The following is a 19834-nucleotide window of genomic DNA, read 5'->3' on the forward strand; positions in this document are numbered from 1 at the left end:
AAGGTTTTTAACGCGTGAATTTTTTTACAGCCGTTAGTTAATTTAGTGCCAGATTGTGACTCAAAAAATACACTGTTTACTTTGGAAGCCGTTAGCTAATTTAGTGCTAGATTATGACTAAAAAACACACTGTTTTCTTTAGAGGTGGTAGTTATTTTAACCTTTAGTCTTTGTTGGTACTGTAAAATTATTGAGTTACAATCACCTAATACTAAATCCATTCATTTTCTGTTCGTTTATGCAGGTTAAAATACATGCTAGCTAGACATAAAACGTCGTTTTAGTCTTTGTTATTCATTTGATTCATAACATCCTGTTATTCTCTACTACGTGGCAAGCTAAAGCGGTTCAAAATCGTTCTTTACGATTTTTTGTCATTAGAATAATTAGTTACTGCAATCAATACCTTGCTTTCATGCGTTTTCCTGTGCATAAACAGATCACTTAATAAGTGGAATTGGTATAATTAGAAATTTAAGCCTTATGCTCTTGAGGAAACATGGAAATTCGCAGAATAAAGTATTCAGATTTGGGTGGCTTTGTAGCCCTATGGGATGGCGTTTTTAAGGAAGGTAAATATTTAAGCAGCCCGCCTCCGCCTGCCGGTGGAATAGGCCCGGTTTTACAAAAAGTTGCAGCGCATAAAATCCCGCAGTTTGTGGCTATTGTTGAAAATGAATTAGTTGCTAGTGCTGAAGCATTTCCTGGGGATATGTGCGGGCTTAAAGAGAAAAATAGTGCGCGAATTGGCGTGGTTGGCGCGCATGTAAAGCAGAGTCTGCGCGGTCAGGGTATCGGACGCACTCTGTTAAAAATGCTTATTGCCGATAGTAAAAGATACGGTTATTCAAAGTTAATACTGGAGGTTTACGAATCTAATAAGCCAGCCAAAAAACTCTATGAATCATTGGGTTTTATTTATAACGGCTTTGGTCGCGATGTCGTTTTCCCCTCGGGTCTAAAAGTACGCAGTGAACGAATGTCTTTGCTGTTAGGATAAGCTAATAAGCGCGTCAATTAGGACGCGTAGGACGCGCGAAAACTTGCCTCTATTCCGAGGGGGGGATAGGGGCGTTCTTATGGGAACCGGTTGTTAATAAACCTGGGTGATGCAATGTAGGCTGGCGATCAGCAACACCTAATCAAACCACTTTTCCTTTCAGCCTATGCAAAGCGGGCATTAAACAGAATTTATTTAGCCCTGTATAAATAAGGGGCACCATGCTCGCGTACTATAACGGTCAAACCTTTATTACGAGAAAGCTGATTTCAACGCATTGCTTTCAAAAAAATGATTATTTGTGTTTATTACAACGCAGGTAAAAGGTCGTTTCAGAGGCGCTCATTACTTTTTTATGAATAAAGTGTTCTTGTCCGGAGTCGAATCGATAAGAGTTTGAAAATTCCTTCTGTTCGGTATTGTCTAGCGCATCACTAACGATATTAATACCTAAGCTGCTCGCAATAACATTAGCGGATTTTAATTGTGCGTTATTCGCTAATGTTCCTGAACCATTTTTAATCTGCGGGTCTGATCTTTTTAGATTTACAACGCCCAGACGATTAATTAAATCGATAACATTAGCGTCCAAGCCAAAATTCGTCACTGTCAATGTAATCCCCATCTTATTAATATTATCCAGATTGGACAGAATATCTGCTGAGGCGTGGCGAATAATCGCTTTATCAACTAGAAATTCAAGCTGCCCGGTTGAACAGCCCGTTTCTTTTAAAATAGTTTGCAGTTCCGCAATGAAGCTAATTTGTGATAATTGTATTTGGAATAGATCAATGGCAATCCGGCCAAATTTAATCTGCGATTGTTCCCAGGAAAACGCTTGTAAGCAGGCTTTACGGATCATTTTCCAACCAATGGGTATTAGTAAATGACTCCCTTCCGCCACACTCAAAAAGCGCTCAGGCGGTAATATTCCACGTTTCGGGTGATGCCAACGCAGTAAACCTTGCAGCGCAACGATTTGCTGTTTATTAAGATCGTATTCCGGCTGGTAATACAAACTGAACTGATCTAATGAGAAGGCCTGTTTTAACTCTTTTTCTAATTCAAACTCTTTATTCAAACCGAGCGTCAAGCCAGGGGTATAAAAATTGTATACTGTGTTTTTGTCTTTTTTTCCACGCAGCATTGCTGTTTCAGCATTCAAAAATAGGGGCCCAACCTCAATCCCGTCATCGGGGGAAAGACTGATACCGATACTCGCGGTAAGATTTTTGTACACGTTTTCGATCATAAATGTGCTGCTAAACTGCTCTGCTATTTTATATGCGACCTTAGCTGCATCGTGTTCACTGGCTAATTCGTCAATGATAATAATAAATTGGTCCTTAACAAAACGTCCCAGAGTATCTTTTCCATAAATACAGTTTTTTAGACGCTTAGCAATCTCCTTTAAAACCTGATTGCCGCCATTGTATCCATACTTATCATCAATCGCTTTAAAATCATCAATATCAACTAAAATGACCGCCACTGCGCTGTGCTGATAATTAGCACGTGTTAACCTATCTTCCAATCGCCTAAACAGGGAGATTCGATTATGTAATCCCGTTAAGGGATCTTGTTCAGATAAAAAGCTGATTTTTTTATCTGTTACTTGAAAGTGCGTTAAATCGGTATAAGAATAGACTCGTTCAACCCTGTTTTCCTGCGTGTGCCGGATCTCATAGGCCTCTAACCAGGCGTGACAAACATCACCAAGTTGAGTGCGATAGGTGATATCTCCCTGCCAGGAACCGTCTGTTTCTAAAATCTGCTCAATGTTTTTATAATATGAACGATCATGGGTAGCTGAAACTAATAAATTGATCTTTTGCGCTAACAATTGCTTTTTACTATAGCCAAAAACAATACAAGCATTGCCATTGGCTGAAATTATCCTGCTGTCCCCGTCGGTAACGATCAGACTCTCTTTACTATTTTCAAATACAGCATCCGCAATCTCAGATCGTTTCTGCTCCTTTCGCTGTTCGCTTATATCCCGGCTAACAGAAATTAACCCTTGTAGATCTCCCTGTTTATCCTGCACAGGTATTTTTTTCATATTGAGCAAATGACGTTCGCCATCGTAATCGGTGGAAACAACTTCCTGTACATTGACGTTGTTATTTTTTATAACCTTTTGGTCTTGCTCTATAGACGCTATTGCTTGCTCTAAGGGGGAAAAATCATATACTGTTTTACCCAAAATCTCCTTTTCCAAAACACCCACAAATTTCTCAAATGGTCTATTACAGCCTAATATCTGGCTTTTTAAATCTTTATAAGAGATCATGTCCGGAGAAATATCTGCTGTTGCGCGCAACATGGTTTGCTGTTTTTCTAATAAATATTTTGACTTGTTGAGCTCTGTAATATCAAAAATAAGTCCGCTTTGTATTTTTCCGTCAGCGGTGAACTCTTTATGAATGATAAGATCATGCTCTTCACCGGCTTTATTAGTCCATTTATATTCATGCAAACCATCTTGATAATCAATAAGGGTTTGCCGATCTACCTTTTCGATCTCATCTTTTAAAGGAGAGTCAGATAGATCTGCTAATGTTTTTCCTATTACTTGCGCGGGAGTGAGACCTAACAGCTCGGAAAAATGGCGATTACAGGCTAAATATTGCGCTTGTTTATTTTTAAAGTAGATAGGAATACTAAGAGACTCTAAGACGGCTTTAAACTCGTCAGTAAAAATATTTTCAATACTAAGGGATAACTCTGTCTCTTTAGTTCCGTCACCTGTATTCAGATAGGTGGTATTCAACAAGGGAAAATTAGTTTTAATTTTATTTTTTATATCTGTATTAAGGGGGAGTTCTGATATGAAGTGGCTAAAATTATTTTCCGATAAAGTCAGCTCGAGTTGCGCGGCACTCACTAAATGAAAAAAGTGATAGTTATCTGTTTTTTTACCCGTAAAAAATGAGTTAAGCAATGTATCAACAAGGGCAATATTGTCACCAAGATACAATAGATTTTTAATGGAATTAGACAAAAATAACCCCCTTACATACAAATGCTACCTTAGTAACGTATGCTTTATCGTCATGGATGTATCGGTCACTCGGGTTCGAGTGTGTTGATTCATAGCCGATTCGTTAATAAATTGCTCTGTTTAAGCCATTTGCATAGTCACAATGGACTTTTATGTCTCCTGCGAGTCTATTTTCAGGAATATTACAATCATAGTGCGCTTTGAATAATGAATTATCAAATTTGTCAGCTAACCACTATACGGCAGCCAGTTTGACTGCTCGCTGGTTCAGGCTAAATACCGGCAGTATCAGTAATACCCCCATAAGCACTCTATCTGAGAGGATGTACTTGATCTATGTGCTCACTACTAAATTGAGACACAGTAACCATATCCTGAGTTATTACATTCCCTTTGGAAGGTACATACTTTGTTTTTTCATATACAAAGTCACAGTCAACCGTTGCGATCTTAGCTGCTGGTTGAATTTTCTAATATATAAAATTATTGGCTAAGCACTTAGCGGTACAGGCTAAACTTATGCTCCCGTATTTCAGTGTGTGAAATGGCTTGTCAACAAGCCTATAAAGTATAAATAAAATTATTTCTAATGACTGATTATACTAATTCCACTCATTAGTTGGTCTTGTTCCAGGCCGCCACACTTCAAATATCCGCAGACAGCGTTGCCGCTGAAAAGACGGTTTTACAAAAATGCGCAGTAAGAAGCTGGTGGTTTATTTAACTTTAAAAATTTTCGTGAAAAAACCTTACCGTTGAAAAGATATAATGCACATTTGTGCACAAATCCCTTCAAAGTTGTTTATTCTTTCACCCTTATTGTTTTAAGATTAAAACCACTATTAACAAAGATGTTCGATTGCGGCATAAAAAGGGTAAAAGTACCCGCAGTGTCAATCCAAAATTTAAAGGTCAAGCCCGCTTTTTAAGGATAAAAAATGATATTTGAAGATCAATTTACCAAGACAACAGTGAAGACTGCCGGCGCACAAATCAATGTGCTGCAGGGAGGATCCGGCGCGCCTTTATTGCTTCTACATGGTTACCCGCAAACTCATGTTATGTGGCACGAGGTTGCGCCGCATCTTATGCAAAATTTTCATCTGATTTGTCCGGATCTTCGCGGATATGGGGATAGTTCAAAACCCTTTGGCAGTGCCGATCACGCCACCTATTCCAAGCGCGAGATGGCTAAAGATATGGTCGAGGTGATGGCAAGCTTGGGGTACAGTGAATTCTTTGTCGCGGGTCATGACCGTGGCGCTCGAGTTGTCCACCGTATGGCATTAGACTATCCTGAAAAAATCAACAAAGCCTGCGTGATGGATATTGTTCCCACGCATCATATGTTTAAAACGACTGACCAGCAATTTGCGACCAGTTACTACCACTGGTATTTTCTTATACAACCGGACAATCTTCCTGAACGTATGATTGGCGCTGATCCTGCTTACTATTTGGGTGAAAGTCTAAAAAGATGGAGTGCTTCAGGCGCGGTATTCAAAAAACAAGCCGTTGATGAATATATACGCTGTTTTAGCAGCGCAGAAACAATTCATGCTTCCTGTGAAGATTACCGTGCTGCTGCAAGTATTGACTTAAAGCACGACCAACAAGACATGAGTCAGAAGATTAAGTCTCCTCTGCTGGTTCTATGGGGAGCAGAGGGATTTATTGAACGTAATTATGATGTGCTCGGCGTGTGGCGGGAACATGCCTTAAATGTACAAGGGAAGAGTTTGCAGTGTGGACATTTTTTGGCAGAAGAGGCGCCATTGGCAGTATGTGCAGAACTTATGCGATTTTTTGACCATCCCAAATAAGCGCCTTAGCACATTTTTACTGTCCTACCAGAATATATACCGCGCCTGCTCCTAGGGGGCACGGCTAGCGCATTTTAATCCCCGATTCTAGCAGGGTTGAACGGTAATCATCATCCAGTCCTGCCATCTTCTTTTTATGTGCAATACTGACTGATTTTGTATCATCTTGTTTAAACAGAGCCATTGCTATTTTTCGCATGACATTAAAAGCGAGGGGACCACGTTTTTTTCCGGATACGAGATTCATCTTCTCTAAATATCATATCAAGTACCCAGTGCATGCTTTCTACTTGCCAGTGACTACGGACGTCATGAAGTGTTTGCGCTGCATTTAAATCCAATGAGGAGATATACCAACGTGGTTCTGTTGTATCTTTACCCGTCGATTTTTCATGTTCTTCTGAGCTTACTTTGACGATACTTTTTAAACCAGACCAGCGATACTCTTTGCCTAACCAGCCTTTATCAACCTTCTCGCTGAGTCTTATACCACCAAGCCTCTAGCTTTGAAGCTTTGAAGGCTGGAAGGTTGGAAGGTTGGAAGGCTGGAAGGTTGGAAGGTTTGAAGGTTTGAAGGTTTGAAGGTTTGAAGGTTTGAAGGCTGGAAGGTTGGAAGGTTTGAAGGTTTGAAGGTTTGAAGGTTTGAAGAGTTAGAAGTTTTAAACAACTTAGTTTACCAATGTCGAAAAAAGAGGTTGAATTTTATGCATCACTGCATTGTATTATGGTAAGGCTTTGGGCAGTAGGGGGCGCTTCAGCCCCGATTGCCGCTTTTTGCGGCGCATAGAATAGAGCCTACTAACAGAAGGCTAAAAAATAATTAAATGATCACCTTGTAAAAAGGCATAAACCCTTCAACTGTTAATTTAAATGGATATTACAAGCTTTCTTTAGCGCATGCATAATGCAGCTTTACTCTGTTGTATATTATTAGAGCATCATAAAGCTGCGAATACGCCTGCAAAAAAGGATTGCTTATCCGTCTGAACTGACCTTGCTCAATGGATTAAGAAAAATGACACGATGTTGAGATAAGAGATTACTGAGAGCTGTCATTGAGCAACTATTCTTGGCACTCGACTGGAGATCGCCGTGACTATCTCATAATTTACAGTGTGCTGTTTTTTTGCGAGATCATCAGCTGTAATGGTTTCACTGCCCTGGGTTCCGATAATAACAACTTCGTCACCGATTGAGACTTCACCCCGAAGGTGTGTCACATCAATCATGCACTGGTCCATACAGATATTTCCAATCTGCCTGCAGCGCTCGTTACCAATTAAAACGTCAATTCTGTTGCTCAGCGTCCTGCTCAAACCATCACCATATCCAACGGGGATAGTGGCAATAAGAGACGGTTTATCGGTGCAATGCAGGTGGCCATAACTGATTCCGGTATCTTGAACGACTTCCTTGAGCAGCGTTATTCGGCTTACAAGGGACATTACCGGCTTGAGTTCGTTTAATTCTGGAGCCGCCATAGAGACAGATGGCTTTAGACCATACATTGATATACCTGGACGAATGGCATCAAGGTGTGCTTCTTCTAACGCAAACAGGGCAGCACTATTGGCAATATGATACAGCGGAATATTATAGGCTTGGGTCTCCTTCTTGAGTGCAGTGAAGGTATTGATCTGTGTCTTTGAAAATGACAAATCGTTTTCATCAGCGCGGGGAAAATGACTACAGATTCCACCAATAATGATTTCAGGTTGCGATTTACACTCATCAAGAAAGGTCAGTATCTGGTCGGGTCTGACACCCATGCGGCCCATTCCTGTGTCTACTTTGATGTGTATTGTTATCTGTTTTTCTCTTCTTTTTGCTGCCTGGGCAAGTGCCTGTAACTGCATCTGGCTACAAACTATCGGTTGAAAGTCATAGTCAAGGAGATAGTCGCTGTTTTCAGCAAGCGTTGGTGACAGGATGATAAATGTAGCGTTAATCCCTTTTTCGACAAGCTCCGCAGCCTCACTTAGATGTGCGGTACACAGAGTAGTGTAGCCCAGACTGAGCAGATGCTTTGCAATAATCTCTGCATCATGACCGTAGGCATTCGCCTTAATAGCGGGGAAAAGTGGCCGTTTACCGGCCTTTTTTTGCAGCACCTCCATATTATGAGTCAGGTGGTCGAGATGTATAATGGCTTTGGTTAAATGCGTGTTTTTATAATTCACAGTCCTGATAGCTCCCATTTAGATCATAATAAAAAAAGTTTAGCTTCCCTGTCTTTTTTGAGAGGGGTGAAAATGCGAGCCCGATGGCCCGCATTAAATATAACAAATTGATTAATAAACGATTAAATTTACCCGGCTGTTGAGCTAAATTTTATCCTCAGCAGGCAGGGCTATATCAGCGTCGTCTTCTTCCTCAACAAATTTCTTTATTTTTCCTGATTTTAGGCGTGACATATAAGAGTTTAATTCTCTTTTTACTACCGGCATTAAGAAATATAAGCCAATAATATTGATGATCGCCATAGCAAACATAGCGGCATCAGAAAAGTCAATCACAGCGCCTAAGCTTGCTGCAGCACCCACTATAATTAAGCAACAATACAAAATTTTATAGCTCATTTCTGTCTTTTTGCTCTCACCAAATAAATAGGTCCATGCTTTCAGTCCGTAGTATGACCAGCTAAGCATGGTTGAAAATGCAAATAGGACAACAGCTACCGCAAGCACGTAGGGGAACCAGCTAGCCGTTTGACCAAAGGCAACCGATGTTAAGGCAACGCCGGAAGCGCCGGAAGCGGTCAGAATCTGCCCATTTTCACCTAATAAATAAAGGCCGGTATTAGCATCAATCAGTAATTGACCGGAAATAATAATAACCAATGCTGTCATAGTACAGATAACGACGGTATCGATAAAAGGTTCAAGCAGTGAAACCAGGCCTTCAGTAATTGGCTCATTAGTTTTTACCGCAGAGTGCGCGATAGGCGCCGAGCCGACGCCCGCTTCGTTAGAAAATGCAGCACGTTTGAAACCTTGAATTAATGCTCCAACAATCCCGCCTGCCAAACCAACTTCAGTAAAAGCACCCTCGAAAATTTGAGTAAATGCCCAACCAATTTGATCCGCATTTGCGCCTAAAATAATCAATGCCGCCGCAACATAAAGAATGGCCATAAAAGGAACCACTTTTTCACTGACCTTAGCGATAGATTTTATGCCGCCAACAATCACTGCAAAAATAATAACAGCAAAGACAACGCCGGTGATCCAGCCTGGATATGCACCGGTAATAGTGCTTATTTGAGCATGAGCCTGGTTTGCCTGGAACATATTGCCTGCCCCAAATGAACTCAGTACACAAAATATAGCAAAAATACTGGCCATTATTTTGCCTCCGGGAATGCCTCTTTCAGCAAAACCTTTAGAGATATAATGCATTGGGCCACCGGAAATACTGCCATCAGCATTTATCTTACGGTATTTTACACCTAGCGTACATTCGGTAAATTTAGACGCCATGCCTAACAGTCCCGCAAGCACCATCCAGAATGTCGCCCCCGGTCCGCCAATACTTAAGGCGACAGCGACACCTGCTATATTACCGAGGCCAACGGTACCCGAAAGGGCGGTTGTTAACGCCTGAAAGTGGGTCACTTCACCTGGATTTTTGGGATCGGAATAGTCTCCCTTAATTAAATCAATCGTATGTCTGAGGGCACGAAATTGAATAAATCTAAAGTATAAGGTAAAAACAACGGCCGCAATGACCAGCCAAGTGACGATCCAGGGAAAACTGGTACCCGGAATAGGTGCAAAAATAAGGCTCACAAACCAGCCCGTTGCACTTGCAAAAGTATCATTAATGGTTGTACCAATGCTTTCATCTGCGAATGCAGCTTGGCTTTGGATCAGGGTTGTTATAAATATAACGAGTGAAAATATTAATTTTTTAATCTTCATTGTACTTTCCTTGGAAAATGACTGGGTGTATAAATGCCAAGAAGAAATAAAATTGTCAGTAACGCTTGCACATATTTTACTAACAGCACAAATAAGCTGTGACGAAATTCTTCCTGGCATTCCTTCCAACAATATAAATTTATTGATAGATATGCTGCTCTGTTCTTCTTCTTGATCTTTTTGAACTTCTTACCTTTAGGCATAAAAAATGCCTTGTTAAACTTTGTTAAGCCTGATGACTGCTATTAAACATTTAAATTAATAAACGCCAGCGCAGATCTTTATAATGCCTTTTTATAATATTGACATCTACTGTAAGTAACTAATTTTATTGTTTTTTATACCTTTTTTTGTACTTGTAAATAATCTTTATTATCCTCAAAAATAAGGCTTATGCCACAGGGCAGTGAATCACCTCATTTTCAATGTCTGCACCAGCTGTAATATAATATTGACAACTATAAAACCAATCCCCATACCGGCATTCTTTTCAGCAATAAGATCATGGGGATTCTGCATTAGTTCATGCTCACTGGAATCATGGCAAAAGAATGTTCATGATTTTTAATCTTTTTATGTACACCGATAAGCATAATAATTTCCTTGTTATTTATTGTTAGCAATAAACTGTTTGCTTGTTAATAGTTTGTTGCTTATTTGTTATTGCTGCGTGTTTGTGGGGGGAATTATAAGTGATTTTAAATGGTTTTTTTGACTCTAATTTCCTGATTAAAATAGATTTTTTAGATTATAATGCTGCAAATAAATACAAGTGCAGTTTATAATACTATTTATTGCACTTTGTGTGGTTGATGTAACTTTGGTGGTTGATCGGAATATCTATCTGTGTTTGTTGATCTAAATATATGATAGAGCGGCCGAATTGGACTGTCCCCCAAAAATTCGATTGCCTTCTGATAAGGGGATTACTTGCTGTTTTCCGAAGCGTTCTTTAACGGAATATTCACGATCTTAAGCCGTGTGAGTGCTTGGGGAAATATTGATTTTGCCTGATATCGTATTTGTGACTTATTTCAATCTATCGGCTGTCGGGAAATGAAAAATAATCACAAACTATATTAAAAACTTTAAAATGACCATTTTGTAGTTTTAAATGCTTTTCATGACTAATAAATAAGATGATAAAACTGCATATTGTGTGAGATTATAGGCCATATGACTTTAATTTAATTTGATTTGAGAGGTTGCGATGCAAGTTTGTGTATTAGGTGCGGGTGTTATTGGTCTTACTTCCGCTTACTATTTAGCGAAAAAAGGTTTTCAGGTGACAGTGATTGATCGTCAGCCCGGTGTTGCTTTGGAAACCAGTTTTGCTAATGCAGGACAAATTTCACCCGGCTATTCTGCGCCTTGGGCGGCGCCAGGTATCCCTTTTAAAGCGGTTAAGTGGTTAATGCAAAAGCATAGTCCGCTTAGACTGAGTCCTGAGCCTGAAATGAAAAAGCTTTTATGGATGGCGAAGATGTTGGGACAGTGCAATGGTGATGATTACAATATAAATAAATCCAGAATGATGGCCCTTGCCGAATACAGCCGCGATCAATTTATTGCCTTAAGAAAAGAAATTGGTATTTCATATCAAGATGGTCAGTCTGGTACGTTGCAGTTATTTCGCAAAGATGAGCAGGTGGAAGCCTCAGAAAAAGACATTAAAGTACTCAAGGCGTTAGGTGTACCTCATCAGGTATTAAGCCCGGAACAAATCGCGCAGGTGGAGCCTGGACTTGCCCCTGTGATTGATAAGTTCAAGGGGGGGTTGCGCCTGACCGGGGATGAAACAGGAGATTGTTACTTATTTTGTCAGTCTCTTAAAGAGAAATGCGAAAATTTGGGCGTGACTTTTCAATTTAACTCCGATATTAAATCTTTGGATGTTCAAGCAAATAAGATTAAAGGCGTTGAAACTCAGTTTGGTGTGCAAGCCTTTGATAAGGTACTGGTGTGTCTGGGGAGTTATTCAAAAGAGCTGCTTAAGGCCTGTGATATTGATATTCCGGTTTATCCCGTGAAAGGTTATTCATTAACTATCCCTATTTCTAATGAAAAATATGCACCGCTGTCAACGGTAATGGATGAAACCTATAAGGTCGCTGTCACACGCTTAGGTGACCGTATTCGTGCTGCAGGTACAGCCGAGTTGGCCGGTTATAATCTGGATTTGCCTAAGTCTAGAACCGACACTATTAGTCACGTAGTGGGTGACTTATTTGGTCAGGGATGTGATTTGTCTTTGGCGGATTATTGGACGGGTTTACGCCCTATGACACCCGATGGTACGCCGGTTGTCGGTGCCAGTGGGATTGATGGTTTATATCTTAATACCGGTCATGGCACCCTGGGCTGGACAATGAGTTGTGGTTCCGGGGCTGTTATTGCCGATATCATAGCGGGCAGCAAAACTGAGATTGATTCCGAGGCATTGTCAGCTAAGCGTTATAAGTAGTTTGACTATAGGTCGATCTCAAAGATAAGCAGGACAGGACGCCCTGAGCCCATTGATGACAATGAACTGTCGTCAATGACTCAGGGCGTCCTGCCCTACGCCTTTCAGGCCGTTGTCGTCAATTCCAGCGTTCAAATTTGTTCCTGATACATTTGTCACTTCCCGATAAAACAACGTGGGAATGGCGGGGGAGTTCGGTGCATAAAATAATGGTGATTTAGAGTTGAAAGAATAAAAAAGGACAGGCCGTCCAGTTTTTTTCTTGAATAAATTAAATCATTTTTAACTTGATCCGCGTTTAAACAACTTGCCTAAACAGGCATTAAGAAAATATCTATTAGCGGTGAGGTTGCAGAATTACCCGCAGCATAAAGAGGTTGAATTGATCACAAAGACTGATCGTCTTGAATTTTTCCTACCAGTAATACCGGGGCAGCATCGATTTCGGCTGCGTCCATCATTGACGCAATACGTTCTACAGCCGAAAGTAACTGGCTTTGCTCCCACTCTTCAAGATTTTTATAGCGCTTAATAAAATGCTCCTGAAGTGGTTTTGGCAGGTCGTTTAATAATGTTTGGCCCACTTCACTCAGGGATAAATGCACTTTACGTTTATCGGTTTTACTGCGTGTTCTAATAATTAAATGACGGCTTTCAAGCCTATCAAGAATAGTGGTTACAGTGGCTGCGCTGACCGTGATTTCTTTGGCAATCTGCTTTGCAAGCGGCTGGTCAAGTTGCGCTATTTTGCGCATTACCATTAATTGCGGCACGGTTAATCCAGTCTCTTTATGCAGTTTTCTAGAATGTATGCTGATCGATCTGATTACTCTGCGTAATGAAATTAATAGCTGTTCGTATTTTTCCATAGTTCCCTCATTATTTTAAGCGCACCATAACAGAAATTTCCATCAGACTCATGCGTAAAATAAAAAAAAGCAGAATGTCCTTATTATAACCAAAGGGCGATTCTGCTTTTTTACAAAAGGTACTTATATGTTAAGGGTTTGTTACACCGAAAGCTCCGATTTTATGATCAATTTGCAAGTTCAATCTTAGTAAAGTCGATTTTGTTTTCTATTGGAGAACGCTCAATATCGGCAACCGTACGGGAGTGATTATTCAGAATATAAGCGAAGCACCCTAAAATTAATGCTATTGCCAATGCGCCAACCCACTGGATTTGTAAAAAGTCTAATTTGAACAACAGTGTCAGTCCGCTTATTAGCGTAATGTTACCGATAATATAACGCGCTTTACCAAAACGCTGCACGGTCAGATTTAAGTTGTCCGTATAGAGCCGAACCAGTGAATCCAGTGAGTTGATCACAAATGTCACCCCCACGATCACCATCGCCAGATTATATAAGCCGACGGTTGGAATGGCGTTAACGCTGTAGTAATAAAGCACGGAAAACCAGATTGCAATTGGGATAGACGGGAATACCATCATCGCCAGTAATACCTGATAGGTTCTCATTCCGCTGACAAAACGTGCGGTAAATTGACCAATCATAATGCTCCAGGCAAACCACCAGAATAAGTAAAATTCATGGTAATCATTAATCGGCAATACAAAGTTGTGCAGATTGGCGAAGTAATCACCTAATAAAGCGAAGGTGGTAAAGAACTCACCAACACTTCCGTTATCGGATAAAAAGGCACCTGCCCACATTAATGCGATTAAGGCTAAAAATAACCAGGTACTGGCCAAACTTAAAATTCTGACGTAACGAATATTGGTACTGGAATAGACAGCCGCGGCAATCACCAGAAATACAATTAAGTAAAAACTGCCGACAATGCTTTCACCGTTACCTAAATCAGGTAAATACCAGGGCAGATTGATCAATAACAAGTAGGCAGTAAAGGCACAGGTACCAATAATGACGACATTATTAATAAATTTAATTAACGGAATTTCGAAAAACTTAACTCTTGGTTCAATAACACAAAAGTAGAAACAGGTTAAAAAGTAGAATGCCCAGATAAGGAAAGCCCAAAAACCAAACTCAATGGCTAAAGGATTACTGAAACCATATTCAGGGCTGCTCACCAAATCCGCATAACCTGCAAATTCGGTTAGCGGGAACATGATTAATCCGACATCTAAACCCGAGGTAAAGAGAATAGCGATAAAGGTAAACTTGCGCACGGGGGTGACACCGATACACTTCATATTACCCCAACGATAAATAACAAACGCAATGGCGGCAAAGGTAAATAAAATGCCTATTGATAACCAAGTAGCCATTATTTGACTCCCGAATGGATATTGTTAACAAACATAGTTAACTCCTTTTTTATGTTTTATTTGCGTCCTCAAGCCTTAAGTATCGTGCTAACGATAGTTAAACCCTGAAAAATTGAACGCGGCTAAGTAGGCCATTTATCTGTTTTTCTTAGGCTGGCCATGTACCTTTAATTTTTCATCAACGTTATTCTGATTAATATCAGAAGGCGAATAAAAGGACCGCAAAATGTGGCCCCTGGTTGCCTTCGTAACGATAATCAATCCAGCCTATTTATCGCCAATAAGCTTGCCAAGCATGGCATGGTAAATCTCCCGGTCGCCAACATGACCCATTAATTTACCGTCTTGCTCGACTAATACGCCGTGTCCGGAATGGTATCTAAGCGCCATAACGGTTTGCATTCGCGTTTCCAGCGGCACGACTAACGCACGCTTTTTATTAACGTCGTCGGTATCACCATCGCGCCACAGCGCTAAGGGTACTTTTATATCACCGTAACGAATCGAGCTGCTTGCAATGCTATCACCTTGATACAACCAGCAATCATCACGTTCACTAAGGCAGATTTCACTTTGTTGTTCCTGGAAGTCATTCAAGGGGCGCATTAGCGCCTGCGCGTTAACCACATCGATAGGATTGGTATGCGCGACAAAGGCTTCTACATAATCGTCCGCAGGATTCATCACAATGTTTTCCGGGGTATCGTGCTGCACAATAACGCCGTCTTTCATGATCGCAATATGATTACCAAGCTTTAGGGCTTCGTCTAAATCGTGGCTGACAAACAACACGGTTTTGTTTAATTGCTTCTGCAAGCGCAATAATTCATCCTGCAGATCGCTTCTAATAAGCGGGTCTAATGCGGAAAAGGGCTCATCCATTAAAATAATATCGGTTTCCATGGCAAAGGCGCGTGCCAAGCCAACCCGTTGCTGCATACCACCGGAAAGCTCACTGGGTTTTTTATCCGCCCATTCGCCCAGGCCTACCAGCGCTAATTGCTCAATGGATTTGGCGCGAACCGTGCGTTTATCCAGGCCCTTTTGCTCTAACCCAAAAGCAACATTTTCAGCCACGGTTAACCAGGGCATCAGGGCAAATTTTTGGAACACCATGGAAATGCGGTTCATGCGCACATGACGTCGCTGGTCTTCACTGAGTTCGTGAAAATTCTGCACACCTTGATCGGTTTCCAAAAATACATCGCCGCGTGTTACCGGATTCAAGCCATTGGCGGTACGTAATAAGCTTGATTTCCCTGAGCCCGACAGACCCATCAATACACATATTTCGCCTTTGCCCACTTTTAAACTGGCATTTCGTACGGCGGCGGTTAAGCCGGTTTTCTCTTGAATTTCCTGTAGACTTTCGCCATTGTCCATTAGCGGTAATGCGCGCTCGGGTTGCTTGCCAAAAACAACATCAACATTTTTAAATTCAATCATTTTATTAAGTCCTGTCGTTTATTTACTTTTAAATATGCGGTCAAGCATGATGGCAACTAATACGATGGCGAGTCCAGCTTCAAAACCCGTCGCAATATTGACCGTATTAAGTGCCCGTACTACGGGTTTACCTAAACCGTCGGCGCCGACTAAGGCTGAGATAACAACCATCGATAAACTGAGCATGATGCATTGTGTAATGCCCGCTCGAATACTTGACATGGCCGCAGGAATTTCAACTTTTAAAAGCAAGCTGCGCTTAGTGCAGCCAAAGGCACGACCGGCTTCCAGCAACTCTAGTGGCACTTGGGAAATACCTAAGTGGGTCAGCCTGATAGGCGCTGCTATCGCGAACACTATGGTCGAAATAAGCCCCGGCACCACGCCCAAACCAAATAAGGTTAACGCCGGAATAAGATACACAAAAGGGGGAATCGTCTGCATTAAGTCGAGCAACGGCCGTATAAAACGGTACAACTTAGGACGATGTGCTGCGGCAATGCCAATGGGCACACCCAGTAAGACGCAGAATCCGGTGGCGTAAATAATTAAAGAAAAGGTTTCAATGGTTTCTTCCCAGTAGCCGAGATTCCAAATCAGCAACAAGGACAAAACAAAAAAAGCGGTGACGGCTTTATTACGCTGTTGCCAAAAAATCAAACCCGCAACAATAATAATAAATAACCAGGGTGGCAGCATTGATAAAAAATCCACCAAACTTTCGATCATGACGTCCAGTACCATGGAAATCGCATCAAAAAAAGCACCGCAGTAGGTAATTAGCCCGTCCATCATAGTCTCGGCCCACTGACCGACAGGTAATTTATGCTCTGTTATAAAATTCATATTTTCAACGCCGTTTAATAAAAAAATTCAGGTTGACGATTGCCAACCTGGTATATACCCATGTTACTTCAAGATGCTTTGTCAGGCGCAAGCTCGGAGACCAGAGCAAGATGCAACATGAGGTAATGGTTATTCCCTTTCCGATTGGTGCAACGCAGCGCTGGTTTTCGAGCTAGCGCTCCGTAGGGTAAGGAAATTGTACCAATCTGCGTTGTTATAAAATCTCTATGTAGAATAACTAACCTTCAATTTTATGCCTAGCATCTCGGCACCATTTTCTTTGCTGACTTTGCATCTTGAAGTATCATAGGTATAAAACACTTAAAGCTTTAAATAGGCTTTTACGGCAGGTAAAGCAGGCTTACCATCGATAGTGTTAACACCTTTCAACCATGCATTTAAAACAGACGGATTATTTTTCAGCCAATCTGTTGCCGCGTCTTCCGGCTTTTTGCCCTCATTTAAAATAGCAGCCATGACTTCATTTTCAGCGGTCAGGGTAAAGGTAAGGTTGGTTAACAATGTGCCAACATTTGGACAGGCTTGGGTGTAACCTTTACGAACATTGGTGTACACACTTGCTCCGCCAAAATCAGGACCGAAAAAATCATCGCCGCCCGATAAATAAGCAATATCAAAATTTGCATTCATTGGGTGGGGTGCCCAACCTAAAAAGACGACCCAGTTGTTGCGACGTGTTGCACGTTTAACCTGCGACAACATACCCGCTTCGCTGGACTCGACGACTTCAAAGTCTTTTAGACCAAAGGCATTTTTAGCGATCATATCCTGAATGATACGGTTACCGTCATTGCCGGGTTCAATGCCGTAGATTTCGTTATCAAATTTATCCGCAAACTTAACAAGATCGGCAAAGCTTGTAACACCCGCATCATAAACATACTGCGGTACCGCTAATGTATATTTCGCACCGGATAGATTTTTGTGAATTGTTTCCACGGTGCCTGCTTCACGGTACGCTTTAATATCATTTTCCATGGTCGGCATCCAATTGCCGAGAAACACGTCGATGTCGCCATTTTCTATCGATTTATAAGTTACCGGTACAGACAACAATTGCGTATCCGTTTTATAACCCATTCCTTTTAACACGGTAGAGGTGATAGCGGTCGTTGAGGTAATATCTGTCCAACCTACATCAGAAAAACGCACTGTCTCGCATTGATCCGCAGCATTGGCTGTCAACGCGACGGTAGCCGCTAGCATGGTGAGTATTTTTTTGAGTTTCATAATCGTTCCTATTTTTTAGTTTGCGATATAAAAGACCATTGAAAAGATCGGCTAAAGAAATGCTTATTCTTCGACGGCCGGACTTAAATAGGGTGCTTTATTCCTATAGCGAAGGAGCACCCCATTAATTTTAAACCTTAACTTGGCGTTTAGGCGCTTGTAATCGTTGACTGTTCTGCCAGTCATCGGCCACAGTGACCTTAGCGTTGCTTGGCGCAATAGGTGTTTTGCCTAAAATAATATCGGCTGCACGCTCAGCGACCATAATGGTTGGTGAATTCAGATTACCGTTAGGAATGGTGGGGAAAATCGATGAATCGACAACACGCAGTGCTTCGATGCCGTGGACTTTCGTATCCGAGTTCACTACCGACATAGCATCCTCACCCATTTTGCATGAGCAGGAAGGGTGATAAGCACTTTCAACTGAACTGCGAACAAACTGATCAATTTCCTGATCGGTCTGGACCGTAAGTCCCGGCTGAATCTCTTCGCCGCGGTATTCATCTAAGCCGGGCTGATTGATGATTTCGCGGGTTAAACGAACACAAGCACGAAATGCTTCAATATCATCCTGGTGTGATAAATAGTTAAATTGAATTTGCGGCGCAATATGAGCGTCGTTTGATACAATTTTCACCGCACCGCGGCTTTTCGGTTTATTATGACCGACGTGAACCTGGAAACCATGACCTGCAAAGGCTTCTTTACCGTCATAGCGCATGGCTGCCGGCAGAAAGTGATACTGAAGATCCGGCCATTCCAAACTCGCCTTCGAGCGAATAAAGCCACATGATTCAAAGTGATTGGTCGCACCTAAACCGGATTTATTCAATAACCAGCGTACCCCAATCAATAATTTGTTGAACGGGTCAATTTTACCGTTAAGCGATATCGGTTTTAAGCATTTAAATTGAAAGTAAAACTCCAGATGATCCTGCAGGTTTTTACCGACACCCGGTAGCTCATGATGTTGCTCGATACCGGCTTGTGCCAGGGTATCGGCTTCACCAATACCCGACAGTTGCAGAATATGCGGTGAACCGATTGAGCCTGCACAAAGCAGAACTTCTTTATTACAGCGCGTATCGGTTAATTGACCTTTAACCTCATAACGCACTCCAACGGCTTTTTTACCTTCAAGCAATACTTTGTGCACTAGAGCATGCGTCACAACAGTCAGATTTTCGCGCTTCATGGCCGGTCTTAAATAGGCATTTGCCGTAGACCAACGCACGCCATTTTTAACCGTCATATGCATCGGGCCAAAACCTTCCTGCTGCTGCGCATTATAATCTTTCGTTGCTAAATAACCGGCATCCACACCGGCATCCACAAAGGCCTGGTATAACGGGTTTTTCATGTTATTGCCGTTATTCACAGCAAGCGGGCCAGTGTCTCCGCGATAATCATTACCGCCAAAGGACCAGGTCTCGGCTTTTTTAAAGTAGGGCAGACAATGAGCATAATCCCAATTTTTAGCGCCAGACTCCTGCCACTCGTCAAAATCACGTGCATGGCCGCGCACATAGACCATGCCGTTAATAGATGAAGAACCGCCTAATACTTTACCGCGCGGGCAATGCATGCGGCGATTATCCAAAAACGGTTCGGCTTGTGTTTCGAACTGCCAGGCATATTTTTTACTGTTCATCGGTATAGATAATGCGGTCGGCATTTGAATAAAGATACTCTTATCGCTGCCGCCAGTTTCTAATAACAGTACTTTATTTTTCGAATCTGCTGACAAGCGATTTGCAAGTACACAACCTGCACTTCCGGCACCGACAATGATGTAGTCATATTGTGCTGTAGTCATATTTATT

Annotated in this window: 12 protein-coding genes and 1 pseudogene; 3 read left to right on the forward strand and 10 right to left on the reverse strand. The window is 41.6% G+C overall.

Annotated features, from left to right (window positions below):
- Positions 1 to 499: 499 nt before the first annotated feature.
- Positions 500 to 1000, forward strand: a complete 501-nt coding sequence (locus tag CXF72_RS18900) for a GNAT family N-acetyltransferase (RefSeq protein ID WP_101041339.1) — start codon at positions 500 to 502, stop codon at positions 998 to 1000.
- A 295-nt stretch (positions 1001 to 1295) separates the two neighbouring features.
- Here CXF72_RS18900 and CXF72_RS18905 read toward each other — a convergent pair whose 3' ends face one another.
- Complete coding sequence (locus CXF72_RS18905; RefSeq protein ID WP_101041340.1) at positions 1296 to 4004, reverse strand: sensor domain-containing protein; 2709 nt, start codon at positions 4002 to 4004, stop codon at positions 1296 to 1298.
- A gap of 938 nt (positions 4005 to 4942) precedes the next feature.
- Here CXF72_RS18905 and CXF72_RS18910 point away from each other — a divergent pair.
- Entirely contained in the window at positions 4943 to 5827 is an 885-nt protein-coding gene (locus CXF72_RS18910; protein WP_101041341.1) for an alpha/beta fold hydrolase, read from the forward strand.
- Between the two features lie 64 nt (positions 5828 to 5891).
- On the opposite strand, the pseudogene CXF72_RS18915 reads toward CXF72_RS18910, so the two are convergent.
- The 3 genes and pseudogenes from CXF72_RS18915 to CXF72_RS18925 form a co-directional block, all read right to left on the reverse strand.
- Positions 5892 to 6297, reverse strand: a pseudogene (locus CXF72_RS18915) (ISAs1 family transposase); the annotation flags it as partial.
- A 582-nt stretch (positions 6298 to 6879) separates the two neighbouring features.
- The gene (gene alr, locus CXF72_RS18920; RefSeq protein WP_157823299.1) at positions 6880 to 8007 is read right to left on the reverse strand and encodes an alanine racemase; all 1128 of its coding nucleotides are present in this window, start codon (positions 8005 to 8007) and stop codon (positions 6880 to 6882) included.
- A gap of 144 nt (positions 8008 to 8151) precedes the next feature.
- Positions 8152 to 9747: an alanine/glycine:cation symporter family protein gene (locus tag CXF72_RS18925; protein ID WP_101041344.1), complete on the reverse strand. Its 1596-nt coding sequence runs from the start codon at positions 9745 to 9747 to the stop codon at positions 8152 to 8154.
- Positions 9748 to 10957: 1210 nt separating this feature from the next.
- On the opposite strand from CXF72_RS18925, the gene CXF72_RS18935 reads away from it, so the two are divergent.
- Positions 10958 to 12211: a D-amino acid dehydrogenase gene (locus CXF72_RS18935; protein WP_101041348.1), complete on the forward strand. Its 1254-nt coding sequence runs from the start codon at positions 10958 to 10960 to the stop codon at positions 12209 to 12211.
- Between the two features lie 386 nt (positions 12212 to 12597).
- Here CXF72_RS18935 and CXF72_RS18940 read toward each other — a convergent pair whose 3' ends face one another.
- From CXF72_RS18940 to betA, 6 genes are all read right to left on the reverse strand, one after another.
- Entirely contained in the window at positions 12598 to 13080 is a 483-nt protein-coding gene (locus CXF72_RS18940) for a MarR family winged helix-turn-helix transcriptional regulator (protein ID WP_101041350.1), read from the reverse strand.
- Between the two features lie 167 nt (positions 13081 to 13247).
- Complete coding sequence (locus CXF72_RS18945) at positions 13248 to 14465, reverse strand: BCCT family transporter (protein ID WP_101041352.1); 1218 nt, start codon at positions 14463 to 14465, stop codon at positions 13248 to 13250.
- A 267-nt stretch (positions 14466 to 14732) separates the two neighbouring features.
- A complete protein-coding gene (gene choV, locus CXF72_RS18950; RefSeq protein WP_101041354.1) occupies positions 14733 to 15911 on the reverse strand; it encodes a choline ABC transporter ATP-binding protein in 1179 nt (392 codons plus the stop codon).
- An 18-nt stretch (positions 15912 to 15929) separates the two neighbouring features.
- Positions 15930 to 16757: a choline ABC transporter permease subunit gene (gene choW, locus CXF72_RS18955; protein ID WP_101041356.1), complete on the reverse strand. Its 828-nt coding sequence runs from the start codon at positions 16755 to 16757 to the stop codon at positions 15930 to 15932.
- A gap of 321 nt (positions 16758 to 17078) precedes the next feature.
- A complete protein-coding gene (locus tag CXF72_RS18960) occupies positions 17079 to 18008 on the reverse strand; it encodes a choline ABC transporter substrate-binding protein (RefSeq protein ID WP_101041358.1) in 930 nt (309 codons plus the stop codon).
- 130 nt (positions 18009 to 18138) lie between these two features.
- Positions 18139 to 19827 carry a choline dehydrogenase gene (betA, locus tag CXF72_RS18965; RefSeq protein ID WP_101041360.1) on the reverse strand — a complete coding sequence of 563 codons (1689 nt, stop codon included), beginning with the start codon at positions 19825 to 19827 and terminating at the stop codon, positions 18139 to 18141.
- Positions 19828 to 19834: the final 7 nt, after the last annotated feature.

This window comes from Psychromonas sp. MB-3u-54 (assembly GCF_002836415.1).
Lineage (GTDB): Bacteria > Pseudomonadota > Gammaproteobacteria > Enterobacterales > Psychromonadaceae > Psychromonas.

What these genes read in the sequence shown, in the direction of transcription:
- CXF72_RS18900 (WP_101041339.1), top strand. Translation starts at nt 500, where the DNA reads ATGGAAATTCGCAGAATAAAGTATTCAGATTTGGGTGGCTTTGTAGCC.
- CXF72_RS18910 (WP_101041341.1), top strand. Translation starts at nt 4,943, where the DNA reads ATGATATTTGAAGATCAATTTACCAAGACAACAGTGAAGACTGCCGGC.
- CXF72_RS18925 (WP_101041344.1), bottom strand. Translation starts at nt 9,747, where the DNA reads ATGAAGATTAAAAAATTAATATTTTCACTCGTTATATTTATAACAACC.
- CXF72_RS18935 (WP_101041348.1), top strand. Translation starts at nt 10,958, where the DNA reads ATGCAAGTTTGTGTATTAGGTGCGGGTGTTATTGGTCTTACTTCCGCT.
- CXF72_RS18940 (WP_101041350.1), bottom strand. Translation starts at nt 13,080, where the DNA reads ATGGAAAAATACGAACAGCTATTAATTTCATTACGCAGAGTAATCAGA.
- CXF72_RS18945 (WP_101041352.1), bottom strand. Translation starts at nt 14,465, where the DNA reads ATGGCTACTTGGTTATCAATAGGCATTTTATTTACCTTTGCCGCCATT.
- choV (WP_101041354.1), bottom strand. Translation starts at nt 15,911, where the DNA reads ATGATTGAATTTAAAAATGTTGATGTTGTTTTTGGCAAGCAACCCGAG.
- choW (WP_101041356.1), bottom strand. Translation starts at nt 16,757, where the DNA reads ATGAATTTTATAACAGAGCATAAATTACCTGTCGGTCAGTGGGCCGAG.
- CXF72_RS18960 (WP_101041358.1), bottom strand. Translation starts at nt 18,008, where the DNA reads ATGAAACTCAAAAAAATACTCACCATGCTAGCGGCTACCGTCGCGTTG.
- betA (WP_101041360.1), bottom strand. Translation starts at nt 19,827, where the DNA reads ATGACTACAGCACAATATGACTACATCATTGTCGGTGCCGGAAGTGCA.